At 39.9% G+C, this 19,044-nt stretch carries 19 protein-coding genes and 1 rRNA gene; 12 read left to right on the top strand and 8 right to left on the bottom strand.

The genetic code is table 11. The annotated features are described in order from the left end of the window. Positions 1-10 precede the first annotated feature (10 nt). The 4 genes from rrf to hemN all read left to right on the top strand — a co-directional run bounded on the left by rrf (position 11) and on the right by hemN (position 2,683). Positions 11-126: ribosomal RNA gene (gene rrf, locus DPV97_RS02540) — 5S ribosomal RNA — on the top strand. Between the two features lie 179 nt (positions 127-305). Next, the gene (yihI, locus tag DPV97_RS02535) at positions 306-863 is read left to right on the top strand and encodes a Der GTPase-activating protein YihI (RefSeq protein WP_070714914.1); all 558 of its coding nucleotides are present in this window, start codon (positions 306-308) and stop codon (positions 861-863) included. A 5-nt stretch (positions 864-868) separates the two neighbouring features. Continuing rightward, positions 869-1,312 (top strand): DUF2489 domain-containing protein, encoded by a 444-nt coding sequence (locus tag DPV97_RS02530; protein ID WP_070714916.1) that lies wholly within the window; start codon positions 869-871, stop codon positions 1,310-1,312. Between the two features lie 3 nt (positions 1,313-1,315). Then, positions 1,316-2,683, top strand: a complete 1,368-nt coding sequence (gene hemN / locus DPV97_RS02525; protein WP_070714918.1) for an oxygen-independent coproporphyrinogen III oxidase — start codon at positions 1,316-1,318, stop codon at positions 2,681-2,683. Positions 2,684-2,732: 49 nt separating this feature from the next. On the opposite strand, the gene lysA is transcribed toward hemN, so the two are convergent. Then, entirely contained in the window at positions 2,733-3,986 is a 1,254-nt protein-coding gene (lysA, locus tag DPV97_RS02520) for a diaminopimelate decarboxylase (RefSeq protein WP_070714920.1), read from the bottom strand. A gap of 27 nt (positions 3,987-4,013) precedes the next feature. After that, entirely contained in the window at positions 4,014-4,139 is a 126-nt protein-coding gene (gene lptM / locus DPV97_RS09635) for an LPS translocon maturation chaperone LptM (RefSeq protein ID WP_005697346.1), read from the bottom strand. A gap of 95 nt (positions 4,140-4,234) precedes the next feature. On the opposite strand from lptM, the gene cyaY reads away from it, so the two are divergent. Beyond that, positions 4,235-4,540 (top strand): iron donor protein CyaY, encoded by a 306-nt coding sequence (cyaY, locus tag DPV97_RS02510; RefSeq protein WP_070714922.1) that lies wholly within the window; start codon positions 4,235-4,237, stop codon positions 4,538-4,540. Then, complete coding sequence (gene recQ / locus DPV97_RS02505) at positions 4,540-6,405, top strand: DNA helicase RecQ (protein ID WP_070714923.1); 1,866 nt, start codon at positions 4,540-4,542, stop codon at positions 6,403-6,405. Before cyaY ends, recQ begins: the two co-directional genes overlap by 1 nt. Positions 6,406-6,448: 43 nt before the next feature. On the opposite strand, the gene DPV97_RS02500 is transcribed toward recQ, so the two are convergent. Next, positions 6,449-7,990 (bottom strand): YjjI family glycine radical enzyme, encoded by a 1,542-nt coding sequence (locus DPV97_RS02500; RefSeq protein ID WP_070714925.1) that lies wholly within the window; start codon positions 7,988-7,990, stop codon positions 6,449-6,451. A 190-nt stretch (positions 7,991-8,180) separates the two neighbouring features. On the opposite strand from DPV97_RS02500, the gene yczE reads away from it, so the two are divergent. Further along, positions 8,181-8,846 carry a membrane protein YczE gene (gene yczE, locus DPV97_RS02495; protein WP_070714928.1) on the top strand — a complete coding sequence of 222 codons (666 nt, stop codon included), beginning with the start codon at positions 8,181-8,183 and terminating at the stop codon, positions 8,844-8,846. On the opposite strand, the gene DPV97_RS02490 is transcribed toward yczE, so the two are convergent. The 5 genes from DPV97_RS02490 to DPV97_RS02470 form a co-directional block, all read right to left on the bottom strand. Next, a complete protein-coding gene (locus DPV97_RS02490; RefSeq protein WP_070714929.1) occupies positions 8,796-9,827 on the bottom strand; it encodes a glycosyltransferase family 9 protein in 1,032 nt (343 codons plus the stop codon). The genes yczE and DPV97_RS02490 overlap by 51 nt on opposite strands. Further along, positions 9,824-10,810 (bottom strand): O-antigen ligase family protein, encoded by a 987-nt coding sequence (locus DPV97_RS02485; RefSeq protein WP_243585039.1) that lies wholly within the window; start codon positions 10,808-10,810, stop codon positions 9,824-9,826. Before DPV97_RS02485 ends, DPV97_RS02490 begins: the two co-directional genes overlap by 4 nt. Before the next feature lie 342 nt (positions 10,811-11,152). Further along, complete coding sequence (gene fbaA / locus DPV97_RS02480) at positions 11,153-12,232, bottom strand: class II fructose-bisphosphate aldolase (protein WP_049363455.1); 1,080 nt, start codon at positions 12,230-12,232, stop codon at positions 11,153-11,155. Between the two features lie 80 nt (positions 12,233-12,312). Then, the gene (gene pgk, locus DPV97_RS02475) at positions 12,313-13,473 is read right to left on the bottom strand and encodes a phosphoglycerate kinase (RefSeq protein WP_070714935.1); all 1,161 of its coding nucleotides are present in this window, start codon (positions 13,471-13,473) and stop codon (positions 12,313-12,315) included. A gap of 98 nt (positions 13,474-13,571) precedes the next feature. Continuing rightward, on the bottom strand, positions 13,572-14,285 hold the full coding sequence (locus DPV97_RS02470; protein ID WP_070714938.1) for a ribonuclease T2 family protein: 714 nt from the start codon (positions 14,283-14,285) through the stop codon (positions 13,572-13,574). A 75-nt stretch (positions 14,286-14,360) separates the two neighbouring features. On the opposite strand from DPV97_RS02470, the gene DPV97_RS02465 reads away from it, so the two are divergent. From DPV97_RS02465 to murB, 5 genes are all read left to right on the top strand, one after another. Beyond that, on the top strand, positions 14,361-14,621 hold the full coding sequence (locus DPV97_RS02465) for a YfhL family 4Fe-4S dicluster ferredoxin (protein ID WP_014064693.1): 261 nt from the start codon (positions 14,361-14,363) through the stop codon (positions 14,619-14,621). A 35-nt stretch (positions 14,622-14,656) separates the two neighbouring features. Then, positions 14,657-14,809, top strand: coding sequence for a DUF1232 domain-containing protein (locus DPV97_RS02460; RefSeq protein WP_005696968.1), 153 nt, complete (start codon positions 14,657-14,659; stop codon positions 14,807-14,809). A 141-nt stretch (positions 14,810-14,950) separates the two neighbouring features. Continuing rightward, positions 14,951-16,165: an MFS transporter gene (locus tag DPV97_RS02455; RefSeq protein ID WP_070714940.1), complete on the top strand. Its 1,215-nt coding sequence runs from the start codon at positions 14,951-14,953 to the stop codon at positions 16,163-16,165. A gap of 134 nt (positions 16,166-16,299) precedes the next feature. Further along, a complete protein-coding gene (gene narQ, locus DPV97_RS02450) occupies positions 16,300-18,003 on the top strand; it encodes a nitrate/nitrite two-component system sensor histidine kinase NarQ (protein ID WP_070714942.1) in 1,704 nt (567 codons plus the stop codon). A 9-nt stretch (positions 18,004-18,012) separates the two neighbouring features. Then, positions 18,013-19,038, top strand: coding sequence for a UDP-N-acetylmuramate dehydrogenase (gene murB / locus DPV97_RS02445; RefSeq protein WP_070714944.1), 1,026 nt, complete (start codon positions 18,013-18,015; stop codon positions 19,036-19,038). Positions 19,039-19,044 lie beyond the last annotated feature (6 nt).

Here is a 19,044-nt window from a genome sequence, read left to right as displayed (position 1 = left end):
AAGGAATAATCCTGGCGGCGATAGAGCGGTGGTCCCACCTGACCCCATACCGAACTCAGAAGTGAAACGCCGATGCGCCGATGGTAGTGTGGGGCTTCCCCATGTGAGAGTAGGACACCGCCAGGTACTGAATGTAGAACCCCGAGCTGAAGAGCTTGGGGTTTTTATTTTTAGATTGGATTTTAATAAACTAAAAGTGCGGTCAAAATCAGAATAGTTTTATTAAAGATGTTTAAATCTTTTAATGAGAAAATAGAGGTGGAATGGTACAATCACCAAAATTTTTTATAGGATAAATAATACAAATGGTTCGTAAAAAGAAAACTCGTAAAATTAGCGATATTATGCCAATTCGTAAATCGGATAAGAAACCTGAAACACCGAAGCTATCAGGTAAGAAATTAACACGTTATGAATTAGACACTAAAGCAAGAGAAGATAAGAAAAAACGTAAACATAAAGGTTTAGCATCGGGTTCTCGTCATAGTAACGCTGAGCAAAATAAGCATAATCAAGTCGTTGAACAAAAAGATCCGCGTATTGGCAGTCGTAAAAAGGTTCCACTGATTGTTGAATTTGTGAATAAACCTGAGAAGGGGATGACAATTCCGGTCGTCAAAGAACCGAAAAAACTTGCGCCTGAAGTTGAGTTAGATCGTTTAGAAAATAATGAAATTCTAAATGAATTGTTGGATGCCTTAGATGAAGGCAAAACGATTAGTAAAGCTGATCAACAATTTGTGGATGAATGTTTAGAGCGTATTGCTCAGTTAATGGAAGAATTAGGTATTCAAGATGAAGAAGAGACAGAGGATGACCTCTATCAAACCTTCGAGAAAATTGATATCAACCAATTCAGATAATTGTCATGTGGCTGATTATTTTAAGTATTATTGCTTTGGGAATTATTGCTTGCGTATCATTCTATGCTTTCAAATTATTGAGGAAGTTACGCGAGCAAAACACGTTCATCAAACAAGCTAAAATAGCACGTACAAAACGCCTAAAAGAGAGTATGGTAATTATCGCTAAAGCGATGCAAAATGGAGATTGTAACCATTCAGAAGGGGTGATTCGTTTATCAATGCTTTTACTCCCTTTTGGACAATCTTTGCAGCCATATCAAGCGATGTATGCACTTTATAATATTGTAAAAGAAATGCCTACGCATGAAGCTCGGAAAGCATTGTTAAAAAAAGAAAGAATGAAACTCGATCTTGAGCGAGAAAGTGCAGAAGCAAAATTTGAAGAAGAAATTATGTTGGAGTTACGTCAGTTTTTAAATGACGTAGAGAAATTTGGGGAAGCTTAATTAATGTCTGAAATTATTTGGGATCTTGCGTTAATTCAAAAATATAACCAATCAGGACCTCGTTATACATCTTATCCAACTGCATTAGAATTTAATGAAAGTTACACAAACGAAGATTTTATTGCAGCGGCTAATCGTTATCCGGAAAGACCACTTTCCCTTTACGTACACATTCCGTTTTGTCACAAACTTTGCTATTTCTGTGGCTGTAATAAGGTGATTACTCGTCATCAACATAAGGCGGATATTTATCTTGATTACCTTGAAAAAGAAATCAAAGCACGTTCAGAATTATTCAAAAATCGCATTGCTACTCAAGTGCATTGGGGCGGCGGCACACCGACTTATTTGACAGAGGAACAATCTGCTCGTTTGATGAAGATGCTTAAAGATCATTTTACGATTGCGGATAATGCAGAAGTCAGTATTGAAATGGACCCACGTGAAATTGAGCTCGACATGCTTGATCATTTACGCAATATTGGTTTTAACCGAATTAGCATGGGTGTACAAGATTTCAATAAAGCGGTTCAAAAAGCGGTAAATCGTGAACAAGATGAAGAGTTTGTAAATGCTTTGCTTGTTCGTGCGCGTGAGTTAGGTTTCCAATCAACGAATCTTGATTTAATTTATGGATTGCCACTTCAAAATGTGGAAAGCTTTATGTTTACATTGCATAAAGTGATTGAATTGAATCCGGATCGTTTAAGTATCTTTAACTATGCTCATTTGCCAAGTCGATTTGCAGGGCAAGCAAAAATTAAAGAAGATCAATTACCGCCACCGGAAACAAAATTAGAAATTTTACAGAAAACGATTGAAACCTTAGGCAATGCTGGTTATAAGTTTATCGGTATGGATCACTTTGCTAAACCAGATGATGAATTAGCGATTGCTCAAGAGAAAGGTGTCTTACACCGAAATTTCCAAGGCTATACCACTCAGGAAGAATGTGATTTGCTCGGTTTAGGTGTATCAGCCATTAGTTTATTAGGTGATACATATGCTCAAAACCAAAAAGAGTTAAAACATTATTATCATGATATAGAAAATTCAGGTATTGCACTGCATAAAGGTTTAGCGATGACAGAAGAAGATTGCTTACGTCGTGATGTGATTAAGCAATTGATTTGTAACTTTAAGCTTGATTTTGCACCAATTGAAAAACAATATAATATTGATTTCAGAGAGCACTTTGTCGAAGATTTACAGTTATTACAGCCATTACTTGAAGATGGATTAATTTCTGAAACCGAAACAGGCTTACAAGTTTCGCCTAAAGGTCGATTATTAATCCGTAATATTTGCTTATGCTTTGATACTTATTCAAGAGCAGCGGCAAAACGACAACAATTCTCTCGAATTATTTAGTTATACAAAAAACGGTCAAGACTTAAATCTTGACCGTTTTTCTTTCAATCTATTTTTTCGCGATGCTTTCTAGTGCCCATAATTCGCTGAGATTTTCTCTGCGACGAATTAAGTGAGCTTTGTTTCCATCCACTAACACTTCAGCCGTACGTGGACGAGAATTGTAGTTAGAAGACATACTTGCACCATAGGCACCAGCAGAGCGTTGAGCAATATAATCACCTTCAGCAATGGCGAGTTCACGCTGTTTGCCTAAAAAATCAGAGGTCTCACATACTGGGCCAACGACATCATAAATGGCTTTTTCACGCTCTAAAGTGCGGTCAATTTCAATGATGTTCATATAAGCTTCATAGAGTGCAGGGCGAATCATATCATTCATACCGGTATCAGTAATCGCGAAGTTACGGCTTTCATTACTTTTTAGGTATTGAACTTTAGCCACTAAAATCCCTGCATTCGCTGCGATTGCTCGACCTGGTTCTAGAATAATTTCGAGATCTTCATAATTTTTTAATTTATTCAGTAGTGCAGTCGCATAATCACTTGGATGAGGTGGCGTTTCATCAGTATAAGTTACGCCTAAACCACCACCGAGATCTAAGTGTTTTAACGTGATGCCATCTTCTTTTAATTGTTCCATTAAACGAATGAGTCGATCAGTCGCATCTAAGAAGGGCTGTAATTCAGTCAGCTGAGAGCCAATATGGCAATCCATACCCGTAATTTTTACATGAGGTAAGGTTGCAGCTAATTTATAGACCTCACGCGCTTCATCTACGCTCACACCAAATTTATTTTCTTTCAATCCTGTGGAAATGTAAGGGTGTGTATGAGCATCAACATCGGGATTCACGCGTAAAGAAATGGGTGCAATTTTCTCCATTTCGCCAGCAATTTGGTTGATATGGTATAATTCCGCAACAGATTCCACATTAAAACAACGAATGCCCACTTCTAACGCACGCATAATTTCGGCACGAGATTTTGCCACGCCGGAAAAAACCACTTTTGATGCGTCCCCACCTGCTGCCAATACGCGTTCTAATTCCCCCTGTGAAACAATATCAAAGCCTGAGCCTAATTTTGCCATTACATTTAATATGCCGATATTAGAATTGGCTTTAACGGCATAACAAATTAAGTGTGGATGCTTTCCTAAAGCAGAATCAAAGGCGTGCCAATGGCGTTCAAGTGTTGCACGAGAATAAATATAAAGCGGTGTGCCGAATTCTTCAGCGAGTTGTTTGACGGGCAAATCTTCAACATAAAGTTGCTCGTTTTTATATTGGAAAAAATCCATGACGAATCCTTTAAGTGCGGTCAGTTTTTATTGTGTTTTTTGTGTGTTTTGCGGCTGTTCTTTTTCAGGAAAATATAATGGCCCTTTTACACCGCAACCTGTAGCCAAAGTGCAGAATGCACTTAATAACAAAATAGAAAGTAATTTTTTCATTTTTCAATCTCTCTAATAAGTAAAATCTGCCTTTGCCAACAAGGCGAAAGGCTTTATAATTCACGGCATTCTATCAGATTTAATCGGAAAATTTTATGAATGTTGCAGAATTTCACCAAAATATTGAACAGGTTTGGCAAAAAATTGAAGAAGAGTTAGAGAATCAAGATTGCGATGTGGATTGCGAAATACAAGGTTCGGTATTCACGATCACATTTGATGACCGCTCACAAATCGTGATTAATAAGCAAGAACCGCTTCTTGAGCTTTGGCTTGCGAGCCGCTTGGGTGGATTTCATTTTTCCTATAAAAACAACGATTGGGCAGCAAATGATGGCAAACGCTTTTGGGATTGTTTAACCGAGGCGGTTGCCGCTCACGGAGAAACGGTAACATTCTAATGGCCGAATTCGCGGAACATGCCCCGCAAAAAACAGACTTAAAAACGACCGCACTTCATACGTTGCGGTCTGTTTTTGGTTACCAATCTTTCCGCAAAGGGCAGGAAGAAGTGATTCACGCTGCGTTAAGTGGTCAGGATGCCTTAGTGGTGATGGCCACAGGAAATGGCAAATCCCTGTGTTATCAAATTCCAGCACTTTGTTTTCCTGGTCTCACATTAGTGATTTCGCCTTTGATTTCTTTAATGAAAGATCAGGTGGATCAACTCCAAGCAAACGGCATTGAAGCCGATTTTCTAAACTCTAGTCAGACGCCAGAACAACAACAGCAAGTTGAAAATAAGCTGATTTCAGGTCAATTAAAATTATTATATGTTTCGCCTGAAAAAGTGATGACAAACAGCTTTTTTCAGCTGATTTCTTATACTCAAATTTCCTTTATCGCCATTGATGAAGCGCACTGTATTTCACAATGGGGCCATGATTTCCGTCCTGAATATACCCAACTTGGCGGCTTAAAAGCAGCGTTTCCAAATGCGCCAATTATGGCATTGACGGCGACAGCGGATTACGCGACAAGACAGGATATTCTCACTCATCTTAAATTAGATAATCCTCATAAATATATTGGCAGTTTTGACCGTCCGAATATTCGTTATACGTTGGAAGAAAAATTTAAGCCGATGGAGCAGCTTACGAGTTTTGTGTTAGCTCAAAAAGGCAAAAGCGGCATTGTATATTGTAATAGTCGTTCGAAGGTGGAACGTATAGCCGAAACTTTGCGAAATAAAGGCGTGTCGGCTGCAGCGTATCATGCGGGAATGGAAACCGCTCTGCGAGAACGCGTCCAGCAAGATTTTCAACGAGATAATGTTCAAGTTGTAGTTGCGACGATTGCGTTTGGTATGGGCATTAATAAATCTAATGTGCGTTTTGTCGCCCATTTTGATTTGCCGAGAAGCATTGAATCATATTATCAAGAAACTGGTCGTGCGGGCCGAGATGATTTACCTGCGGAAGCGGTGCTTTTCTACGAACCAGCTGATTATGCTTGGTTACAGAAAATTCTGCTTGAAAAACCAGAGACGCCACAGCGTCAAATTGAGCAACATAAATTGGAAGCTATCGGTGAATTTGCCGAAAGTCAAACTTGCCGACGTTTAGTGTTACTCAATTATTTTGGTGAACATCGTCAAACGTCCTGCCAAAACTGCGATATTTGTCTTGACCCGCCAAAGAAATATGATGGCTTAATTGATGCGCAAAAAGTGATGTCGACGATTTATCGTGTGGGTCAATGTTTCGGTGTGCAATATGTGATTGCGGTATTGCGAGGGATGCATAATCAGAAAATTGTAGAACGCCAACATGATAAGTTAAGTGTTTATGGCATTGGTAAAGATAAAAGCAAAGAACATTGGCAATCTGTCATTCGTCAGCTTATTCATCTGGGTTTTATTCAACAAGTGCTTGGTGAGTTTAATAGTGCCACGCTTCAGCTCACAGAAAGTGCAAGACCTGTTTTAAAAGGCGAAGTGCCGCTTGAATTAGCAATGCCGCGCATTTCATCCATTAATAAAATTGTGCATACGTCCCATAAAAATACAGTGGCAAATTACGATAAAGATCTGTTTGCTCGTTTACGTTTCCTACGCAAGCAGCTAGCGGATAAAGAAAATATTCCACCTTATATTGTCTTTAACGATGCAACGTTACAGGAAATGGCGCAGTATATGCCAACAAGTAATATTGAAATGTTACAAATTAATGGCGTAGGGTCGATCAAATTAGAACGATTTGGGCAGCCGTTTATGGCATTGATTCGAGAGCACAAAGCAATTTTAGAAAAGGCAGAAAAAGAATAAGTGCGGTCAAAAAAACAAAGAATTTTTCGACCGCACTTTTTTTCTAGCTTGCACTTACATCTTGTTCATTGCGTAATTGACGGTCAAACACTTGTGCACAATCATCGGTACCAGAACCATACCAAGTGGTATCACGCAATGCCACTTCACCTTTACGGTATTTTTCCACTTCGCTTTTCTTCACTAAATAGCCTGTCACACGAATCAAATCGGTGTTTTTAAGGTAAGTGGTGATATAGCGATAACCTTGTGCAAATGAACCATCGATAATATCAACGACGGCATCTAAATGATCCACATAGGTTTGGTCAAAGGCAAACAAATCTCCTGTACCTGATGGGAAGTACTTATGGAATGGCGCTGATTGTTTTAAATGAGCTAATAATGTTGGTTCTTCACCCACACGAATGCGATGTGCAGGCGCATTACGTTTATCTTCTTCATGATTGCTTGCACCCACTTGCGCATGTAATAAATAACGGTTGCCCGTGCGTTCAGCATACACGCCTTCATGGTTATCCGTGACTTCTTTTAATTTATCCATAATCAAGGTCGCAATTTCATCACCCCGTTGGCTTTTACCAAAGGTTTCATTTAGTCCTTCTTGTTGCAATAAATGATTTGCCGCATCTGCGAGACCAACAATGGCAAACATTCCCGTAAAATTAGTCCGTTTGATAAACCCTTCTTTTTCGAGGAATGACGAGTTAAAGAAGTTACTTTCTTCCACAACAAATTTATGGCGTTTATCCATAGTAGAGAGCGCACATTTTGCTACACGAGGTAAGAGCTCATTGACCATTTCATCCACGGTTTTACAGGCGCGCGCGATAGTCCCTAAGCGCAAGCGAGTGAGGGTATAAGCCCCTCCACATTCAGGTAGTGCGTTATAGCAACTTGCAATACCATATTGTTCACCTAAGTCAGAAATATAGTAAGCATCATTGGCAAAAGACGGTTTAGAAACCAATAAGCACGCTTTTGCTGCTAATTCTGCAAATTCACGACTTGTTTTGCTCTTATCGTAACGAATGGTCATATTGGGTGTTGGTGCTTCTAGCTCAATCACCGCTTTTAAAATCAAACGCCCTGCTTTGGTGTCATAAGGCCCAATATTGGCATGGCAGAATGAATCTGGCACAGTTTTATCCACATGATTTAAGAAACGTTTAATTTTGATGTAGTCTTGTTCTTCATCGGTAATAAACGGGTCAAGTAGCATGTCTAATCGCCCAATGTAAACCGGGAATGTGGTAATTGATGGCACGTGGGAATATAAAATCAATAAGCCATCTAATGCTTCATCAAGATCTTTTGGCGCTGGCAATTCAAGGAATTCACAGCCTTTTTTAATATACACATTGTAATCCGGCAAAATATAACGCGGGCGATAAATCGCATAGCCTTCGTTTAAATCACAGATCATTTGATTTTGAAGGAATTGCCATTCTTCATCTGTGTAACCTAATAATTCACGAGGGTCAAATAATCGCTCGGCAATATTGCCTAAACACATGAGTTTTTGTTGATAGGTGAGCGTGTTGGATTTTACGGTATCCAAAATATCTTGAAGAGATGCAAGCATAATGATGTCCTGATTAAAAAGGGTAGCTTATTTTAAGTCAGTGAATGAGTGATGACAATTTTGATAATGTGATTTGCATCACATTTATGATATTTATCAGTCAATTCGGTTATATCATATGACGTTAAAATGTTTGGGTTTTATCAGGTTTACCATTATGATGTCGGCGTTAAATATAAATGGGAATAATATGAAAAAAGCACGGGTGATTCCTCACACCAGTTGGGCCGCCAAATCGCTATGGTCAGTCGAAGGTAAAACGATGTCGATGCTCTTATTTGCATTGGCAATACTGGGGATTGGAGATGGCTTAATTGTGCTCGCTAATTTGGGCTCTTCACCTTGGACCGTGCTTTCTCAAGGTGTGGCATTACAAGTTAAGGTGAGTATCGGTTGGTCATCATTTTGGATTAGCTGTTTGGTAATGTTAGCCTGGATTCCCCTCAAATTAAGGCTTGGGCTTGGCACCATTCTGAATATTATTGTGATTGCCTTTTTCCTTGGCTTAACCACGAAAATTGTACCAGAACCAACCGCACTTTTTAGCCGAATTTTATTCGGGGGAATTGGGCTTTTGCTTTATGGATTAGGAACGGCATTGTATTTAACTTGTCATCAGGGGGCAGGCCCGCGAGATGGTTTAATGGTGGGACTTTGTCAACGCCTTCATTTAAAAGTGGGGATTGTGAGAACAAGCCTTGAAGTGTCGGTTTGTGTGTTAGGTTATATTCTCGGCGGCACAGTCGGAATTGGTACCGTTGTTTTTGCCGCCGCAATAGGTTGGATTGTGCAGTTATGCTTAAACTCAATTACCCGCTTGCCACACCTTTCGCACGAAGGGGACAATCTTCACTAAGGCATCATCAATAGAAATTAAGCCTAAATTCATTTCCTCTTTCCCTTTTGGCGGGCAGAAAGCAAGGTGTTTGTCTGCATCGTTAATCGGTTTCCAACGACGAGGCTGAGATGACCGACTATTTGGATAGAACCCAATTGTTGGCACATTGAATGCACTGCTTAAATGTAATGGTCCAGTAGAGCCTGCAATGAATAAATCCGCACAAGCTAGAGAATGTGAAAAATCAACCAATCCTTTATTCTTATCGTAAACAACCACATTTGGGCTGTCGATTTTTGCCGCTAACTCATGGGCTTTTTCACTCTCACCAGGTCCTGCTGTTAAGATAATCTGGCAATCAAATTTGCTTAACAAACCTTGTATCAATTGAGCATATTGTGTCAACGAAAGACTTGTTGCTGAACCACCTGTTCCGCTATGCACAAACACCCATTTTTTATCTGCCGATAAACCAAATTGTTCTTGCAGAAAAACACGTTGATTTTTAACCGCACTTTCAGGAAGTGAAAGGTAAGGCGGTTTGGGGTCCACAATTGGCATGTTGTGTTTCTTTAAGAACGCCCGAGCCAGATCTTGATTATACTCTGCTTCAGATTTTTCTGAGCGTGAGCGGCGTTGTGTTAAACGATGGTTATAAAGGATTTGCACCCATTTTGTTGCGGGTGCAAGACGATAAGGAATCCCACTTTTCCAAGCTAATTTACCGTTATGGGTATTGGAAAAGAAGCTAATCATGCCGTCAAATTGCTGCTCTTTGATTTCTTTAACAAGACGATTAAAATCCGCGTTGTCGTTCTTGGCACTATCAATGATGACATCATCTAAATAGGGGCAAATTTGAGCCAATGGGGCAGTATAAGCTGGCACAAGTGCGGTCAGTTTTAGCTCAGAATTTGAGGCTTTCAACATCGCAAAAGCCGGAAACGCCTGAACAAAATCCCCCAGTTTATCGTTACGAATGACTAAAATTTTCATTATTCTGCCTTTTGCCGTGTTCGTATTGCGGTATAAAACACAATCGTTAAGAAAAAGTAAAAAATAGTACCTGAATTATGCACCAAGAAACCTTGGCTTAAGCCATAGACCATCACAGATAAAATATGGGCAACGCCTAATGTTGCAATTAGTTTGATCTCATTATTTGCTGTTTTTAGGTTTTTCATAAAGGTACGTAGAGGGATAAATAAAACAGCAAGTAAGGCGAGCAACCCAACAATTCCTCGTTTAGATAGGTCGTCTAAATATTGATTATGAGCATGAGTAAATTGTCCAATATTACCCGTAGCAATTTTTTCTTTCGTTTCTTGCTTACGTTTTTCTGTTGCGCCTTGAATACCCCAACCAAATAACGGCTTTTCTTTCGCCATTGCAATCGCACTTTTCCACATTTCAAAACGAGCACCTAGAGAGGTGTTGCCATTATTTTTGTCTAGATAAAGTTGGATATCTTTTTGAGCAACATTAATTCGTTCCATAATTCGGTTATTGGGCATTTGGCTAATGCCAACGCTTGCTACGGCAATGATTCCAAAGAAAGTCAGGAAAAAACGTTTTGAAAGGGAATGGCGATAAATCCAAAGGATAATAATAAGTAAGAGCGGTAACGCAATCCATCCTCCACGAGCAGTGGAAAGTAAACTTCCTACGATGCCACATAAGCCACCAATCACACTAAGAACGGTCAGTTTCCCCTCTCTTTTCTGATAAGCATATAGGGCAATAATCAGGCTCAAAATGCCTAATGACATAGAAATATCACCACCTTGAATATGCATAATTCGAGGGTTTTGCTCTGGGCGTAGATTCAAGATAAATTTATCATAAAGCGCGATACAGACAGAAACAATACCACCAAGTGGAATAGAGTAACTCAAAACGCAAGTTTTGATGGGATACTTTAATAGTAAAAGCAAAACAAGGACAAAGAAAACGACGCGACTTGCGGAATCAAGATCACGCATTTTTCCCCCGTTAATGCAGAGGGAAAGTACAAATGTAAGAAAATAAAAAAGGTAGCTATAAATTAACCATTTATCAACTTTCGATAAGTTTAAAAGTGGTTTCTTGATTAAAGCATAAACGCCATAACCTAAACCGATTAACATCAGTAGAGCAGGCGCAGCATTATATCCACCTTTGACAATAAATATCGAAAGAAAGAAAAGCGTTACAGCAAAGTTTATTATAGTAGGTAACCAATTTTGTTTTGTAATTTGCATAGATAATGGCCGATATTTTAGGTTATATAAAATAAAAAAACCGCACTAACAAAGTGCGGTCTTATTTTAGTCTATTTTTATGGATTATAAAACATCAACGCAGTTTAAGTCTTCGAAAGATTGCTCTAAACGTTTAGACATGGATTCTTCCATTTTACGTAACCAAACACGTGGGTCATAGTATTTTTTGTTTGGAGCATCAGGGCCTTCTGGGTTACCTAATTGACCTTGAAGATAAGCTTCATTTGCTTTATAGAAGTTTAAGATACCATTCCATGCAGCCCATTGAGTATCCGTATCGATATTCATTTTGATTGCACCATAGCTAATTGCTTCGCGGATCTCTTCGCGGCTAGAACCTGAACCACCGTGGAAGACGAAATTGATTGGTTTAGCAGGAAGATTGCGTTCTTTTGCAACGAACTCTTGTGATGCGCCTAAAATAGATGGTTTTAATTTTACGTTACCTGGTTTATAAACACCGTGTACGTTACCGAATGCTGCAGCAACGGTAAAGTTAGAGCTTACTGGGTTTAATTGGTCGTAAACATAAAGCACATCAGATGGTTGAGTGTATAAACGAGATTCATCTACATCTGAGTTATCCACGCCATCTTCTTCACCACCAGTGATACCGATTTCGATTTCAAGGGTCATGCCTAGTTTGTCCATACGAGCAAGGTATTCACGGCAGATTGCCATGTTTTCTTCCATTGGTTCTTCAGATAAGTCAAGCATATGAGAAGAGAATAATGGACGACCAGTTTCAGCAAAGTGTTTTTCACCCGCTTCAAGTAAGCCATCGATCCATGGAAGTAATTTTTTCGCTGCGTGGTCAGTATGAAGAATAACTGGCACACCATATTCTTTGGCTAAAGTATGAACGTGTTTTGCACCTGCGATCGCACCTAAAACGTCTGGACGTGCACCGCTTGTTGGTTTGATACCTTTACCTGCGTAGAAAGCTGCACCACCGTTTGAGAATTGGATAATTACTGGCGCTTTCACACGTGCAGCGGTTTCCAATACAGTGTTTACGGAGTCAGAGCCCACGCAGTTTACTGCAGGGATAGCGAAGTTGTTTGCTTTGGCATAAGCAAAGATTTTTTGAACATCTTCACCTGTTACTACGCCAGGTTTTACGATATCTAATAATTTAGCCATAGTTGTGTTTCCTTTTGTTTTGGAGGGTTTGAAAAATCAATATTTATCTCCTCTGTGCAGAGGGGATAGAAGCCATTTAATTAACCGTTCGCACGTTTTTCAAGAATTTCGACTGCTGGTAATACTTTGCCTTCTACGAATTCTAAGAAGGCGCCGCCACCAGTTGAAATGTAAGAGATTTTATCTGCAATACCGAATAAATCGATAGCTGCTAAAGTATCACCGCCCCCTGCGATAGAGAATGCATCGCTGTTTGCAATCGCGTGAGAAATGATTTCAGTCCCTTTACGGAAGTTAGGGAATTCAAATACGCCAACTGGACCATTCCATAAAACGGTTTTTGCATTTTTGATGATTTCTGCTAATTGTTCTGCAGATTTATCACCGATATCGAAGATAGATTCATCGTCTTTCACTTCAGTGACTAATTTTTCTGTTGCAGGAGCTGTTTCAGAGAATTCAGTACCAACACGTACATCAACTGGAACTGGGATATCAGTGCTTGCTGCTAATTCTTTTGCTACAGGGATTAAATCTGCTTCATATAACGATTTACCCACATTGTGGCCAGCTGCTGCAATGAACGTATTTGCAATACCACCACCTACGATAATTTGGTCAGCAATTTTTGAAAGAGAGTTTAATACTTCTAATTTAGTGGAAACTTTAGAACCGCCTACAATCGCGACCATCGGACGAGCAGGCTCTTTTAATGCTTTGCCTAACGCATCTAATTCTGCTGCAAGTAATGGACCTGCACAGGCAATGGGTGCAAACTCTGCTACGCCGTAAGTTGATGCTTGCGCACGGTGAGCTGTACCGAATGCATCCATCACGAATACATCACAAAGTGCGGCATATTTTTTACCTAATTCAGGATCGTTTTTCTTCTCGCCTTTGTTTACACGAACGTTTTCTAAAACAACGATTTCGCCTTCTTTAACATCCACACCGTTTAAGTAGTCTTGTTCTAAACGCACATTGAAGCCTGCGTTTTTTAAGTAATCAACAACCGGCTGTAAAGAGTCTTCAGGTTTGAATTCACCTTCAGTTGGACGACCTAAGTGAGAGGTAACCATCACTTTTGCGCCTTTCTCTAAAGCCAGTTTTAACGTCGGGATAGTCGCACGAATACGCGCATCAGATGTCACTTTGCCATCTTTTACCGGTACGTTTAAGTCCGCGCGAATAAATACACGTTTACCTTTTAAATCTAAGTCGGTCATTTTGATTACTGACATAATCTTTCCTCTTGGGTTAGTTAAAATTAAACTCAAACATTATACCTAGTTCTGACTAGGTTGTAACGATGTAGATCAAATAAAAAAGCGAATTCCACTTATTTTTGGCAATCGATTACTTCCCACTGGCGATTGTAACAAATGAATAGTTCATTATGGCTCGCCCCTAAATAAGTGCCTTTTAATTGCGGATTATGTTGCTTCATCCATTGAAATAATTCTTTACGGCTTAATTGTTCGTTTGGCAAAGAGAGTGATTCAAATAATGCTTTCTCTTGTTTGAAATAAGCTTCCGCTGAATCAAAGGCGCAGCTACCGTGTTTTTCCCATTCGCCTTGCAACAATTTTGCGCCAGGCGAGATTGAAAGGTAAGGCTCGAGCGTTTCAAAAGGAAGTGGCGCTAAATCACCCTTACAAAAACGTGGGTGATCCGTGACAGAACGTGCATTGGCATTTTGTGGCCATAAACCATGCACTACCCAGCCAAATTGATTTTTTGTACTACATTGATATTGCGCTGAATCGGGTAAATTATTGCCATATTGCGCACGTTGTTTTTCACAGAATGCTGGCGACCAAGATAAGGCCAACATATAGTAATCAACAGGGGCATTTTTGTTTTGCCCAATAGTATCATCACGCATGATGACATCATAATTCCCAAAGTCTTCGGTGTTTTTGACCGCATTTTGACTTTGCTGTTGTGTGGTTGTAGGGGACGGTTTGGTGTCTTTTTTGTGTTCAGTGAAATATTGCCAAATACTAAATGCGGCAAGGGCAATAAGGGAAAGAGTGGAAACCTGTTTTTTCATAAAAATCCTGTTTAAATTTTGTCAATTTTGCTTTTGTCGGCTATAATTCGCCGCTTTCTCATATAAAGGAATGGTATGGCGTTACTGATCACAAACAAATGCACAAACTGCGATATGTGCCTCCCCGAATGTCCGAATGAAGCAATTTCAATCGGCGAGGAGATCTATGTGATCGATCCTGTACTTTGTACGGAATGCGTCGGTCATTATGACACGCCAACCTGCCAAAAAGTTTGCCCGATTACAAACTGCATTAAGCCAGATCCTGAACATCAAGAAAGTGAAGAGCAGCTTTGGGAACGTTTTGTGATGATTCACCATTCGGATAAGTTGTAGAATTTACCTGATCTTTTTCTTTTCGTCCAATGACTATGAATAAAACGAAGTTAATTAAAATCGCCATTATTCTGATTTATTTGTTCAGTCCCATTGATATTTTGCCTGAAGCGGTGCTTGGCCCATTAGGTTTAGTGGATGATGCGGCGGCGATTGCCTTATTGATTCGAATTTTATTGAAAAAATAAAAACTTGAATAAAATCAACCGCACTTTGCTTTTCTCATTCTTGCAAAATCCCTTTAATTTCTCTAAACTACACATCGGAAATTTTTTTCCTCATCATTTCACTTTAAACGCTACCCGTGAGTAGCAAAAGGAATCTCAATCATGACAAACGTCAATCAATATGGCTGGAAAGCCTTGATTGGATCAGCTGTCGGCTATGCGATGGATGGATTCGATCTTCTTATTCTTGGATTTATGCTTAGTGCCATTTCGGCTGATCTTAATTTAACCCCTGCACAATCTGGCTCATTAGTTACCTGGACACTTATTGGTGCTGTGGTGGGCGGTATTGTATTTGGTGCATTAAGCGATCGTTATGGGCGTGTACGCGTACTGACTTGGACAATCGTACTCTTCGCCGTATTTACCGGTTTATGTGCAATCGCACAAGGCTATTGGGATTTATTAATTTATCGCACCATCGCGGGTATCGGTTTGGGCGGTGAATTTGGTATCGGAATGGCATTAGCCATTGAAGCTTGGCCTGCAAAACACCGTGCAAAAGCTGCGTCTTATGTGGCGTTAGGTTGGCAAGTTGGTGTGTTAGCGGCGGCATTACTCACCCCTGTATTGCTTCCACATATTGGCTGGCGTGGCATGTTCGTTGTTGGTGTCTTCCCTGCATTTGTTGCTTGGTATTTACGTACCCGTTTACACGAACCTGAAATTTTTTCGCAAAAACAGACTGAACTTTCAACCCAAAAAATATCTAAACTGGAATCTTTCAAACTCTTAGTGAAAGATAAAGCAACCACAAAAGTGAGCCTAGGTGTAGTAGTGTTAACTTCCGTACAAAACTTCGGTTACTACGGCATTATGATTTGGATGCCAAACTTCTTATCTAAACAACTTGGCTTTAGTTTAACGAAATCGGGTTTATGGACGGCTGTTACGGTATGCGGCATGATGGCAGGGATTTGGATTTTTGGTCGTCTAGCCGATAGAATCGGACGTAAACCAAGTTTCTTATTATTCCAACTTGGTGCTGTGATCAGTATCATCACTTACTCTCAATTATCTGACTCAACCGCTATGTTGGTGGCCGGTGCATTCTTGGGGATGTTTGTGAACGGCATGATGGGCGGTTATGGCGCATTAATGGCTGAAGCTTATCCAACAGAAGCACGTGCAACGGCACAAAATGTGTTGTTTAACTTAGGTCGTGCAGTTGGTGGCTTCGGGCCAGTTGTTGTCGGGGCGATTGTCTCTGCTTACTCATTCAGCATTGCGATTGCTTTTTTGGCGGTGATTTATGTTATCGACATGGTGGCGACGGTCTTCTTAGTACCCGAATTAAAAGGCAAAGAATTGAGCTAAGTGCGGTCAAAAAAATTCAAGTTTTTGAAAACATCGGGGTTAAAGCCGATGTTTTTTATTTGTGAAAAATCAGCCAATTTCAACTGCACTTTATGCTAAACTATAGCCACTTTTTCCAATTTTGAAGAATTATTGTGCACGCTAAACGTTCAGTTTCTACTCGTATTGCTAAATATTTATTTGTGGTCATTATCTTCATGGGCATTATTAGCTCATTGAGTATGATCGTGATGGCCAGTAATAAATCGGATGCGGAAGCCATTAATATTTCCGGTTCTTTGCGTATGCAAAGTTATCGACTATTAACAGAAATGGAGCGCTTACCGGATACGGTCGAACAGAATTTAGTGCGTTATCAACGCAGTCTCGATGCCGATGCTTTGCTAACAGTACAAAATCAGCTTTTTGCACCTTCAGGAGTGAGAGAGTCTTATCAAAAAATCCTAAAACGTTGGGGGGGGATGTCCGATTTCGCTCGTAGCCATCAAATCGAAAAATATCATGCTGAACTAAAAAGTTATGTACAAGATGTAGATGATTTCGTGTTGGAATTACAGCGCTTTGCTGAACTAAAATGGATTATTGCGGTTTCGGTATTGTGTGTTTCGATGCTATTGATTCTTGCGATGGTGTCTTATGTGATTTGGTATATGAAGTGCGAAGTAGTGAAACCGTTAGAGCTTATGACCAAAGCCAGTATGCAAGTACAAATGGGGCAGTTTAACCATATCCAACTTGATACAGAAAGCAATAATGAGCTCGGTATTTTAGCGAAAGTGTTTACCCAAATGTCATCTGAGTTAGGGCAGCTTTATTCCCGTTTAGAAGATGCAGTAAATGAAAAAACACAAAAGTTACGCCAAACTAACCGCTCTTTAACGACGCTTTATCAAAGCTCTCAGTTACTTACGCCAACAAAGATTAATGATAAAATCTTAAGCCAAGTGCTCAATCATATTCGTGTTAGTGAACATTTGCGCTATATCGAATTAGAGATTTTAGGGGCGGAGCATTGGGAAATTTCTTTTGGACAAAAAGATCCAAAACAAACGATTCAAGTTGAAGAGCTCTCTATTGAAAATGAAAACTTGGCTGTGCTTTCGTGGCAAGCGGGTTTGCCTTGTCCTGATCCTCGTATGATGAAAAACTTAGGGCAAATGGTGGCAAAAGCGTTGTATTCACACAAAACGCAACGCCAGCAAGAGCAACTCTTATTGATGGAAGAGCGGTCAATTATTGCACGGGAATTACATGACTCGTTGGCGCAAGTGTTGTCTTTCTTACAAATTCAATTAACGCTGTTAAAGCATAATTTGAAGAAAGAAGACGAGGAATCAAAAGAGAAAAGCATTGCCATCATTGGTGAATTTGAACAAGCCTTATCAGATGGTTATTCTCAATTACGAGAATTATTGGCGACCTTCCGTTTAACGGTGCAAGAAGCCAACTTACAGGTTGCATTGGAACAAGTTATCGAAAGTTTGCGCTCACAAACGAAGATGCAAATGACAGTAGAATGTAGTTTGCCCTCACAAAGTTTAAATCCACAAGAGTTAGTGCACGTTCTGCAAATTGTACGTGAAGCAACGTTAAATGCGATTAAACACTCCAAAGGCACACGTATAGAAGTAAAAGCCCATATTAATGCTGAGGGCGAATACGAAATCCTCGTACAAGATAATGGCGTAGGAATTCCTACACTAGACGAGCCAGACGGACATTATGGTTTAAATATCATGACTGAGCGCAGTCGGCAATTAAATGCTCAGTTCAGTATTTCAAAAGGGGAGCAAGGTGGTACTATCGTGAAAATCACGCTTCCTCACACACTTTTTTAAGGAAAGTTAATGCAAAGTTTACAGCCGTTTCACACCTTCAATATTCCAGCAAATGCGCGTGAAATTATTGAAGCCACATCGATTGAACAAATCCAACAAGCTTGGCAAAAAGCGCAAGCTGAAAATCTACTTGTCTTATTTTTAGGACAAGGCAGCAACATGCTGTTTTTAGAAGATTTCCAAGGTGTTGTAATTGTTAACCGTTTATCGGGTATTCAACATACAGAAGATAGCGATTACCATTATTTGCATGTTAATGGTGGTGAAAATTGGCATCAGTTAGTCGAATGGTCGCTCTCTCAAGGGATTGACGGTTTAGAAAATCTCGCACTCATTCCCGGCTGTGCCGGCTCGGCACCGATTCAAAATATTGGCGCGTATGGCGTAGAATTTAAAGATGTGTGCGATTACGTGGATGTATTGAATCTCAACATGGGCGAACAATTCCGTTTACAGGCGAACGAATGTGAATTTGGTTATCGTGAAAGTATTTTTAAGCATCGCTATGCACAAGGCTATGTGATTACAGCGGTTGGATTGAAATTAGCCAAAAATTGGCAACCGATTTTAAAATATGGCTCATTAGTGAATTTTGATCCTCAAACTGTAACGGCAAAACAAGTATTTGATGAAGTGTGCCATATTCGCCGCAGTAAATTGCCCGATCCTAAAGAGTTTGGTAATGCGGGCAGTTTCTTCAAAAATCCTGTGGTGAGTGCAGAGCAATTTGTGAAAATTCAAAAACAGGTCGAAAATCTACCGCACTTTCCACAAGCAGATGGTTCAGTGAAACTGGCAGCGGGTTGGTTAATCGATCAATGCCATTTAAAAGGTTTTCAAATTGGTGGCGCGGCGGTTCATCAACAACAAGCTTTAGTACTGATTAATAAAGGCAATGCCACTGGGCAGGATGTGGTTAAGCTTGCGCATCATATCCGCCAAACCGTGGCAGATAAATTTGGTGTGTATTTACAGCCAGAAGTGCGCTTTATGAGCGCGAATGGCGAAGTGAATTCAGAGCAAGCTATTAGTTAATTTATA

The sequence above is a fragment of the Haemophilus parainfluenzae genome (genome assembly GCF_003253005.1).
Lineage (GTDB): Bacteria > Pseudomonadota > Gammaproteobacteria > Enterobacterales > Pasteurellaceae > Haemophilus_D > Haemophilus_D parainfluenzae_M.
The sequence above is the reverse complement of the archived record's forward strand: the minus strand, read 5'-3'. Positions and strand labels throughout refer to the sequence as shown.